We start from the raw sequence: 10,351 nt of genomic DNA on the forward strand, positions 1-10,351 counted from the left end.
ATGGAAACCTCGGCGTTTCTCATCGCAGGACTGATCATCGCGCTTTTCGCGATCTTCACCGTGATGCGGACGGTGCGTATCGTTCCCCAGGCGCGCGCCCGTAACGTCGAGCGGCTCGGCCGTTACCATCGCACCTTGAATCCCGGCCTCAATTTCGTCATTCCCTACATCGACCGCGTGCACCCGGTGATCGATCTGCGGGAGCAGGTCGTCTCCTTCAAGCCGCAGCCGGTCATCACCGAGGACAACCTGGTCGTCGAGATCGACACCGTCCTGTACTTCCAGGTCACCGACCCGCGGGCGGCCTTCTACGAGATCGCGAGTTTCCTCCAGGCCGTCGAGCAGTTGACCGTCACCACCTTGCGCAACGTCGTGGGCTCCATGGATCTGGAGAAGACGCTCACCTCACGGGACACCATCAACAGCCAGCTCCGTGGCGTGCTGGACGAGGCCACCGGTAAGTGGGGGCTGCGGGTCAACCGGGTGGAGATCAAGGCCATCGACCCGCCCCAGACCATCAAGGACGCGATGCAGAAGCAGATGCGGGCCGAGCGGGACAAGCGGGCCGCGATCCTCGGGGCCGAGGGACAGCGCCAGTCGCAGATCCTCACCGCCGAGGGCGACAAGCAGGCCGCCGTCCTGCGGGCGGAGGGCAACCGTACCGCTGCGATCCTCCAGGCGGAGGGCCAGTCCCGGGCCATCGACGAGGTGTTCCAGGCCGTGCACCGCAACGATCCCGACCCCAAGCTGCTCGCCTACCAGTACCTCCAGACGCTGCCGCAACTGGCCCAGGGCTCGGGCAACAACTTCTGGGTCATCCCCAGCGAGATCACCTCCGCGCTCCAAGGCGTGTCCCGAGCCTTCAGCGAGGAACTGCCCAAGTCGCCGGCCACCCGGGAGAGGCCGGTCGACGACATGGCCGCCCAGGCCGCCAACGACACGGCGCAGGCGGCAGAGGCGGCCGCCGAGGCCGTCGCCGACGCCGCCAAGGCCGACGGCACCGCCCCTGCCGCCCTGCCGTCCGATCCGCCTCCCCGGCCGTGAGGGGCCGGTGACGACAGCTCCTCGGCCGCCGCCTCGGAGGCGGCCGGCGGGGTCCGCCCGCTTGGGGTGAGTGGGGCCCGGCGCGCGCTCGGCGACGAGCCGGACCGGTCGCGGGCCGACGACGGACGCCGTGCCGTTCGGCACGGCGTCCGTGATGACGCGCTGATCCGTGGCGGGGGCGAGGGAGGGGAAGTCCACGATCCGTGCCGTCCGGCGTCGTCGTGTCCTGCCCGGCGGCGCGGTCCCGGGCCGGCGCCGCTGAATATGTCGGCTGCATGGCGGTGGTGTTTCGTTCGTGCGGGCCCTCTTGTGCAATTCCTGTGGAACCCTCAATCTTTCGGCTGACGCCCGCAGTTGCTCCGGCAGTGATCATTGACATGCTCACGCCACTAATGACTGGCTATGCCCCACCCGCGGCACGTGCGTCACCGGCACCACCCCCCACAGCAACGCACCCCGACTGAGGAGGAACCCTCACATGGCGTTGATGCGTCACCCCCACCGAAGACTGGCCACTCTCGGCGTCGCGACCAGCGCGGCACTCATGGCAGGCCTCGTCTCCGCGCTCCCCGCCGGCGCGGCCCCGGTCGCCGCCGAAGGCCCCATCCAGTACGAGGGCGCTGCGAACGCCGTCAGCGACAGCTTCATCGTGACCCTGAAGGCGGACGAGGCGAAGTCCGGCTCCGCCGAGGGCCGTGCGGTGGCCAAGAAGTACGGCGCCGAGATCGAGCGGACCTACACCAAGGCGATCAACGGCTACGAGGTCGAGGCCTCCGAGGCAGAGGCGAAACGTCTCGCCGCCGACCCGGCCGTCGCCTCGGTGGTCCAGAACCGCACGTTCCACACCACCGCCACCCAGACCAACCCGCCCTCCTGGGGACTGGACCGCATCGACCAGGCGAACCTGCCGCTGAACAACTCGTACACCTACCCGGACTCGGCCGGCGAGGGTGTGACGGCGTACATCATCGACACCGGTGTCCGCATCTCGCACAGCGACTTCGGCGGCCGCGCCTACAACGGCTACGACGCCGTCGACAACGACAACGTCGCCCAGGACGGCAACGGCCACGGCACCCACGTCGCGGGCACCGTCGCGGGCAACGCCCACGGTGTGGCCAAGAAGGCCGACATCGTCGGCGTCCGCGTGCTGAACAACGCGGGCTCCGGCACCACCGCCGGGGTCGTCGCCGGCATCGACTGGGTGGCGCAGAACGCGGTCAAGCCGGCCGTCGCCAACATGTCCCTCGGCGGCGGCGCCGACAGCGTCCTCGACGCGGCCGTGCGCAACGCGGTCAACGCCGGCATCACCTTCGTCGTCGCGGCGGGCAACGAGTCCACCAACGCCTCCACCAAGTCCCCGGCCCGGGTGACCGAGGCGATCACCGTCGGCGCCACCACCTCCACCGACGCCCGCGCCAGCTACTCCAACTACGGCTCGGTCCTGGACATCTTCGCCCCGGGCTCCTCCATCACCTCCAGCTGGCACACCGGTGACTCGGCCACCAACACCATCTCCGGTACGTCCATGGCGAGCCCGCACGTCGCCGGAGCGGCCGCCCTCCACCTGGCCGACAACCCCTCGGCCACCCCCGCCCAGGTCTCCTCCGCGCTGACCTCCGCCGCCACCAGCGGTGTCGTCGGCAACCCGGGCACCGGTTCGCCCAACCGCCTGCTGAACGTCGGGGACGGCACCACCACCCCGCCGCCCACCGGTGACCGCTTCGAGAACACCCAGGGCGTCAACATCGCCGACAACTCCACCGTCGAGACCTCGGTGACCGTCTCCGGCGTCTCCGGCAACGCGCCCTCCGACCTGGCCGTCGAGGTGGACATCACCCACACCTACATCGGCGACCTCCGGGTCCAGCTGATCGCCCCCGACGGCACGGCGTACACGCTGAAGGCGTACGGCACCGGCGGCAGCGCGGACAACATCGACACCACGTACACGGTCAACGCCTCCTCGGAGACCGCGAACGGCACCTGGAAGCTGCGCGTCAGCGACAACTACACGTACGACACGGGCCGGCTGAACGGCTGGGCCCTGCAGTTCTGAGCCGGCTCGGAGCCGGCTCGGAGCCGGATCCGACGCGGTTCTGATCCGACGCGGTTCTGATCTGACGGGACCGGGTCCGCGGGCAGGTGCCCGCGACGCCGCCCCTCGTCCTCGTCCCCGTGAGCGGGCTCCGGATCGCCGATCCGGTCGTCCGCCACGGGGACGAGGCGTGTGGACGGGGCACGGGGCGCTGTGCCCGGCGCGGGCGGCTCGCACAGGGCCACTCTCGACGGCCCTGTCCGACGGCACGCTTACGATGCGCGGAGCCATGTGCCCCGGGCGGTGGTCCGCGCCGGCGCACGCACCACTTCTCCGCAGCAGCACGGCAGAACCAGGAGCACGGCCTCGTGTCCATATCCCCGCCCTCCGGGCCCCAGCAGCCCGAGGGTGCCCCAGGGCAGCACCCGCAGGGGCGGTACCCCACTCCGCAGCCCCAAGGGCCGTACGCGCCAGCGCCGTTCCCCCGGAACCCGTACGGGCTCCGGCCTCCGCCCCGCTTCAACGGGCTCGCCATCGCCTCGCTCGTCCTCGGTCTGCTGTGGTTCGTGCCGGTCGTCGGGCTCGTGCTGGGGATCGTCGCGCTGGGGCAGATCCGGCGGCGGGGGGAGCAGGGCCGGGGCATGGCGATCGGCGGGATCGTGATGTCCGCCGTGTCGCTGGTGACGTGGGTCCTGCTCGCCGCGTTCCTCGCCGTCTTCTGGGACGAGCTCGACGAGGTCTCCGTGACGGACGGCACCGGGGTCCACGCCCTCGCCGACGGCGACTGCTTCGACTCGCCCGGAGGGCTGGTGGGCTGGGCGACCGAGGCCGACCGGGTGCCGTGCGAGGGGGAGCACGACGGGGAGGTCTTCGGCACCGTCCGTCTGCCCGACGGTCCCTACCCGGGCGACGACAGCCTCTTCGGCACCGCCGACGAACGGTGCTACGGCCTCGAGGACTCCTACGCCATGGACGGGTGGGCCCTGCCGGCCGACGTGGACGTGTACCACCTCACCCCCTCCAGGGACAGCTGGGACTACGGCGACCGCGTCATCACCTGCGTGTTCGGCAACCGGGACGAGAACGGCACCCTCACCGGTTCGCTGCGCCGGGACGGGACCACGCTCGACGCGGACCAGGTGATCTACCTGAAGAGCACGCACGTCATCAACGCGGCGCTGGATCGGGCCCCCGAGTCGGAGTTCGTCGAGGACGACCTGCCCGGCCACCGGGAATGGGCCCGGGAGGTCTCCGAGGCGCTCGCCGTGCAGAGCGGGATGCTGCGGGACCACGCGTGGCCGGCCGCCGCCGAACAGCCCGTGACGGATCTCGTCGGTGTCCTCGGGAAGGCCGGGGACACATGGGCGAAGGCCGCCGGGGCCGACGACGTGGACACCTTCTACGAGCACTACGACAAGGGCTGGGAGCTCATCGACCCCGAGCAGTCGGTCCCCGCGCGCGAAGCCCTGGACCTGGCCACCACCCCGCCCACGTTCGACGAGGACGACGGCGAGGACGACGGCGAGGGCGGGACCGGGGGCGGCGGGGCCGACGAGGACCGCATCGAGGTGTGAGGGCCGCCATAGCGGAGAGAAAGTGCCTGCGTAAAGACCCCCACCGGGGTACGTCATCACATCGAGTGATTCTTTGGCCTTCGCTTGCCTGGCGCAACATACGGTTGCCACGCTGTCGCCGTCTGTACAAGCTGATGGGAGCGGCCAGTGACAATCGGTGAGCAGCCGGCGTATCTGCGCGTCGCGGGTGATCTCCGTAAGAAGATCGTCGACGGTCGGCTGCCCCCGCACACCCGCCTCCCGTCCCAGGCGCGGATCCGCGAGGAGTACGGCGTCTCCGACACGGTCGCGCTGGAGGCGCGCAAGGTGCTCATGGCGGAGGGCCTCGTCGAGGGCCGCTCCGGTTCGGGGACGTACGTCCGTGAGCGGCCCGTGCCCCGGCGCGTGGCCCGTTCCGGGTTCCGTCCGGAGCGTGGCGCCACCCCGTTCCGGCAGGAGCAGGCGGACGAGGGCATGCGCGGCACCTGGGAGTCGAGCAGCGAGCAGGCCGATGCCTGCGAGGACGTCGCCGAGCGGCTCGAGGTCGAGCCGGGGGACCGGGTGATGCGCACCCGGTACCTCTTCCGGGAGGGCGGCGAGCCGATGATGCTCTCCACCTCCTGGGAGCCGCTCGCCCTGACCGGCCGGACACCCGTGATGCTGCCCGAGGAGGGCCCCCTCGGCGGCATGGGCGTGGTCGAGCGCATGCGTGCCATCGACGTGATCGTGGACAACGTGACCGAGGAGGTCGGAGCCCGCCCCGGCCTCGCCGAGGAGCTGGTGCCGCTCGGCGGTGTCCCCGGCCATGTCGTCCTGGTCGTCCGGCGCACGTACTACGCCTCGGGCCGTCCGGTCGAGACGGCCGACGTGGTGATCCCCGCCGACCGGTACCGGGTCGCGTACCACCTCCCGGTGAAGTAGCCGGACCGGCGGCCGTCACGGACCGCGACCCCGAGCCGTCGCCACCCCCGGAACACTCCCTCTGCGCCCCCGTCCGGGCACGCACTCGCCTCGAAGGGCAGCGGCGTGACCGTTCGGGCGCCGTACGAATCTGGCCGTTCTCGCAGGTGACCCCCGAGCGGCGGGCGTCGGGGCGGCATGCCGCTGACCGGATACATCGAACGCGCCTACGGCGCATTCGTCGCGATGCGCCCCCCGCGTACTGGCCGGTTGCGTACCTCTTTGTGCAAACCCATGTTCGCTGCGTGAAGGTAAGGCGTAGGGTCGGGCATATGCGGACTGGGGATTCCTTACCGGGCGGGGCGCGGCACGGGCCGCGGACGGGAAGCGGAGGGGCGCGATGAACGACAGCACGGCCACGCTTCCCTGGCTCGTGGTGCGACAGGACGACAACGGCAACCGCTATCGCGTGGGCCGGTACGCGACCCGCGCCGAGGCGCAGAAGATCGCGGACAGTCTCGACGGCCGCGGGCACAAGCAGCTGTACTGGGTCGAGCGCGTAGGGCGGACCGCGACGCCCTCCGACTGATCTCCCGCGGGCCCCACCGCATCGTGGCCCGGCACCGTCCGTTCCGTCCCGTCATGTTCAGGGCAGGCTCCTGAGTCTCCCGTAGGCTCCGACGCATGAGTGAGCGGATCGTGGTGGTCGGTGCGGCCCTGTGGCACGAGGGCAGGCTGCTCGCCGCCCGCCGCAGCGCCCCCGCCGACCTGGCCGGGCGTTGGGAGCTCCCGGGTGGCAAGGTCGAGCCGGGTGAGACCGAAGGTGCTGCCGTCGTACGGGAGTTGCGAGAGGAACTCGGCGTGGACGCCGAGGCCGAAGAGCGCGTCCCGGGGGAGTGGGTGCTGAGGACGCCGTATGTGATGCGGGTGTGGACCGCCCGCCTGCGCCCCGGATCCGCCGCTCCCGAGCCCCTCGAGGACCATGACCGGCTGCGCTGGCTGACTCCCGCGCAGATCTGGGACGTCGACTGGCTCGACCACGACGTGCCGGCCGTCCGCGACATGCTCGCCCATCTGGACCGCGCCGCGCGGGGCGTGTGACGTACGCGCCGCGGCGGGCGGGGGTGCGCGCCGCACTCCGCATCACCGTCCCGCGCGTCATGACGTGGTGTCGCGGACGGTATTCGACCACCAATGCGGGGTATGTGCCTATTGGTCCCGTGAGGTCGAGGGGCCGTGGAACGGAGCGCGGCCGGTGGACCGGCCGCCGGTGAGGGACGGAGGTGCTTCCGTGGCCGACACCGAGAGCGACCGCGTCACGTGGACCTTCCCGGCGGTCCCGGGCGCCGTGGGCGCCGCGCGCTCCACGGTCCGGGCCCAGTTGCACGGCTGGGGCCTCGACAGCGTCGACGACCAAGCGGCCCTGCTGGTCAGTGAACTGGTCACCAACGCCCTCCGGCACGCCACCGGCCCCATCGACGTCTGCCTGCTGCGGCCCTCCGGCCTCGACCGGGTCCTGCGGGTGGAGGTCTCCGACCCGCTGCCGGACCTTCCGCACGAGCGGGTCACCCGGCCCGAGGACGAGGGCGGGCGCGGACTGCAGCTCCTCGCCCGTACCGCCCGCCGCTGGGGCACCCGGCCCGGCGACGTCGGCAAGACCGTGTGGTTCGAACTCACCGTGCCGAAATGAGCGTTCGCCCCCGGCTGAAAAGAGGCGCTGTACCGCTCCTCGCCGGTGTACGCACGGGCCCCTCCTGTCGAGCGACCGGTCCGGGCCCTTGATGGTTGTCGAAGAAGGGGGTTCGATGACGTGTCCGCTGGTTAGAAGACTGGGAGTGTTCTCACAGACCGGACCGAAAAGCATCGGGACCGTGCTGTGATCGTGAACACCGTGTTGTGCGGCGCCGTAGTGCTGGATACTGCGGGCAGCCGCCCCCGGCGACCGGTGCCGGACGCGGTGAGCTGGAGGGGACGGTTCGCGTGAGCGAGATACCAGCGAAGGCCACGGAGTCCGAGGACCCGTCGGGCGGCGCAAGGGCCGAGGCCAAGGACGGCCTCTCCTCCGGCGATGCCTCCTCCGCCGCCGCTCCTCTCGGAGATCTCCTGCCCGCCGGCGACGTCCCGTCCGCGGACGGGACATGGCAGGTCAGCCCTCCCGGCTCCATGTACGACTACATCAAGGTCGCGTCCTTCTCCATCGGCCCCGACGGACTGGTCGACCAGTGGAGCCTGCGCGCCGAGCAGATCTTCGGCATCCCGGCACGGCGGGCGGTCGGGATGGACCCCATCGCGGCCTTCATCGACCCGGACCGGCGCGAGCGGGGCCAGCGCAAGATGGCCGAGATCCTCGACGGCCGGGAGTGGACCGGGGTCGTGCCCTTCCGGCTCCCCGACACGGGGGCGGACGGCGAGCCCGGCGGGGAGGCCCTCGCCGAGGTCTATGTCATGCCGACGCGCACGGAGGAGGGTGAGAAGGCGGCCGTCTGCATCGTCGTCGACGTGCGCACTCTGCGCAGGATCGAAACCGATCTCGCCGCTTCGCAGGCCATTTTCGGCCAATCCCCCTTCGGGTTCCTGCTGATCGATCCCGACCTGCGGGTTCGCCGCGCCAACGAGCGGTTCGCGTCCATCTTCGGCGGTACGCCCGACGACCACCGGGGCAGGGACGTCCACAGCTATCTGCCGCGCGGTGAGGCCGAGCGGGTCGACGCGACCATGCGCAGGGTGCTGGACACCGGCCAGTCCATCACGGACATGCACGTCACGGGCTTCGTACCGGGCTCCGCCGGGCGCCGTCACTGGTCCATCAACCTGTACCGCGTGCACAGCGGCAGCGGCCGCCCCATCGGCATCGCATGGCTGGGAACGGACATCACCGCCCGCCGCGCCGCCGCCCGCGAGGCCGCCGCCGCACGGCGCAACCTCGCCCTGCTCAACGAGGCAGGCGCCCGGATCGGCAACTCCCTCGACCTGGAGACCACGGCCCGCGAACTCCTCGACGTCGTCGTCCCCGGCTTCTGCGACCTGGCCACCGTCGACCTCTACCAGGGGCTGCTGGCCGGTGACGAAACCCCGCCGGGTCTCGCCGACGGCAGCGCGGAGGTGCGCCGCGTCGCCTTCGCCAGCGCTGTCTCCGACGCGCCGTTCAGCGTCACCGGCGAGCCCGTCAAACTCGGCGCCGTCCACCACTACGCGTTCAACTCGCCGTGCGCGGACGCCCTGCGCACCGCCCGCCCGCGGACCGTGCCGGGCGAGGACGGCGGGCTGGTGCGGTCCACGCTCGCCGTGCCGATGGTCGCCCACGACACGGTGGTCGGTCTCGCCCAGTTCGCCCGGACCAAGGGCAGTGAGCCGTTCGGGGACCGCGACCGGGACCTCGCCGTGGAGCTGGCCGCGCGCGCCGCAGTCTGCATCGACAACGCCCGCCTCTACCGGCGCGAGCACGAACGCGCTCTGATACTGCAGCGGTCCCTGCTCCCGCCCGGCGACCCGGAGGCGTCCGGTCTCGACATCGCCTGTCGGTACCTGCCCGGCAGTCCGGCCACCAGCCGTCCCAGCGAGGTCGGCGGCGACTGGTTCGACGTCATCGAACTGCCCGGCCACCGCACCGCGCTGGTCGTCGGGGACGTGATGGGGCGGGGCCTGCGCGCCGCGGTGGCGATGGGTGAACTGCGCACCGCCGTCCGTACCCTGGCCCAGCTCGACCTCGAACCCGCAGAAGTTCTCGGCCAGTTGGACGAGATCGCCCGGGGCCTGGGCGCCCCCGGAGGCGTCCGGCAGGCGACCCGGGCCGCCCGCCGCCCCCAGGAGGCCGACCTCTCCGAGGTCTACCTGGCGACCTGTGTCTACGCCGTGTACGACTCGGTGACCAGGAGGTGCACCTTCGCCAACGCGGGCCACCTGCCGCCCGTCCTGGTCGAGCCCGGCGAGCCCGCGCTGATGCTGGACGTGCCGCCGGGCCTGCCGCTCGGCGTCGGAGGGGAACCCTTCGAGGAGGTCGAGGTCGAACTGCCCGAGGGCGCCCTGCTCGCGCTCTACACGGACGGGCTGGTCGAGAGCCGCGACCATCCCCTCGACGAGGGGCTCCAGGCCTTCGTGGGCGCGCTCACCGACCCCGACCGGCCGTCGGGCGACGACCGGCACGACGGCTCGGCGCCGCCGCGCGCCGACACCCGGAACCTGGAGGACGTCTGCGACCACGTCCTCAACACCCTCGACACCCACCACGGCGAGGACGACATCGCGCTGCTGATGGCACGTGTCCAGGGACTGCCCGCCGACTCCGTGGGCGACTGGGCGCTGCCGCGCGAGCCCCGCAGCGTGGGCCGGGCCCGCGAGTACGCCCGTACCCAACTGCTCGCCTGGGACCTGGAACCCCTCGTCGACACCACGGAACTCCTGGTCAGCGAGCTGGTCACCAACGCCCTGCGGTACGGCGAGGGCGAGATCAGGCTCCGTCTCCTCCTCGACCGCACCCTGGTCTGCGAGGTCTGGGACGCCGGTCTGGTCCAGCCGCGCCGCCGCCGTGCCCGCGACACCGACGAGGGCGGCCGCGGCCTCCAGCTCGTCGGCCTGCTCAGCGCGGCCTGGGGCTCCCGCCGCACCCCCCGCGGCAAGACCGTCTGGTTCGAACTCCCCCTCCCCGGCGCCGGCACCACCCTCACCGACCCCGCAGAGGCGCTCCTGAGCCTCTTCTGACACCCGGCCGGCCTTTCTCGGCCGGTGGGCACTCCGGCTCTCCGCGGACGGCGTGACCCCGTGCCCCCGTGCCCGGCGCCTCCGGGCCTCCGGGCCTCCGGGCCTCCGGGCCCCCGGC

The 10,351-nt window shown here is 71.9% G+C and carries 8 protein-coding genes; all 8 read left to right on the forward strand.

Translation table 11 applies throughout. The annotated features are described in order from the left end of the window. A complete protein-coding gene (locus tag ACFWVE_RS21570) occupies positions 1–1,044 on the forward strand; it encodes an SPFH domain-containing protein (protein WP_384016284.1) in 1,044 nt (347 codons plus the stop codon). Positions 1,045–1,522: 478 nt separating this feature from the next. Beyond that, entirely contained in the window at positions 1,523–3,103 is a 1,581-nt protein-coding gene (locus ACFWVE_RS21575; protein ID WP_384016286.1) for a S8 family serine peptidase, read from the forward strand. A 347-nt stretch (positions 3,104–3,450) separates the two neighbouring features. Next, positions 3,451–4,656, forward strand: a complete 1,206-nt coding sequence (locus ACFWVE_RS21580; RefSeq protein ID WP_384016288.1) for a DUF4190 domain-containing protein — start codon at positions 3,451–3,453, stop codon at positions 4,654–4,656. A gap of 147 nt (positions 4,657–4,803) precedes the next feature. Then, positions 4,804–5,556, forward strand: a complete 753-nt coding sequence (locus tag ACFWVE_RS21585) for a GntR family transcriptional regulator (RefSeq protein WP_384016290.1) — start codon at positions 4,804–4,806, stop codon at positions 5,554–5,556. Positions 5,557–5,935: 379 nt separating this feature from the next. After that, complete coding sequence (locus ACFWVE_RS21590; RefSeq protein WP_384016292.1) at positions 5,936–6,124, forward strand: SPOR domain-containing protein; 189 nt, start codon at positions 5,936–5,938, stop codon at positions 6,122–6,124. 95 nt (positions 6,125–6,219) lie between these two features. Then, complete coding sequence (locus ACFWVE_RS21595) at positions 6,220–6,636, forward strand: (deoxy)nucleoside triphosphate pyrophosphohydrolase (RefSeq protein WP_384016294.1); 417 nt, start codon at positions 6,220–6,222, stop codon at positions 6,634–6,636. 190 nt (positions 6,637–6,826) lie between these two features. Further along, the gene (locus tag ACFWVE_RS21600; RefSeq protein ID WP_384016296.1) at positions 6,827–7,225 is read left to right on the forward strand and encodes an ATP-binding protein; all 399 of its coding nucleotides are present in this window, start codon (positions 6,827–6,829) and stop codon (positions 7,223–7,225) included. A gap of 290 nt (positions 7,226–7,515) precedes the next feature. After that, on the forward strand, positions 7,516–10,233 hold the full coding sequence (locus ACFWVE_RS21605) for a SpoIIE family protein phosphatase (protein WP_384016298.1): 2,718 nt from the start codon (positions 7,516–7,518) through the stop codon (positions 10,231–10,233). Positions 10,234–10,351 lie beyond the last annotated feature (118 nt).

Origin of the sequence: Streptomyces sp. NPDC058632, from assembly GCF_042717095.1 — a bacterium.
In the GTDB taxonomy this organism is placed as follows: Bacteria; Actinomycetota; Actinomycetes; order Streptomycetales; family Streptomycetaceae; genus Streptomyces.

Coding starts and splice junctions, on each gene's coding strand:
- ACFWVE_RS21570 (WP_384016284.1), top strand. CDS start 1: ATGGAAACCTCGGCGTTTCTCATCGCAGGACTGATCATCGCGCTTTTC.
- ACFWVE_RS21575 (WP_384016286.1), top strand. CDS start 1,523: ATGGCGTTGATGCGTCACCCCCACCGAAGACTGGCCACTCTCGGCGTC.
- ACFWVE_RS21590 (WP_384016292.1), top strand. CDS start 5,936: ATGAACGACAGCACGGCCACGCTTCCCTGGCTCGTGGTGCGACAGGAC.
- ACFWVE_RS21595 (WP_384016294.1), top strand. CDS start 6,220: ATGAGTGAGCGGATCGTGGTGGTCGGTGCGGCCCTGTGGCACGAGGGC.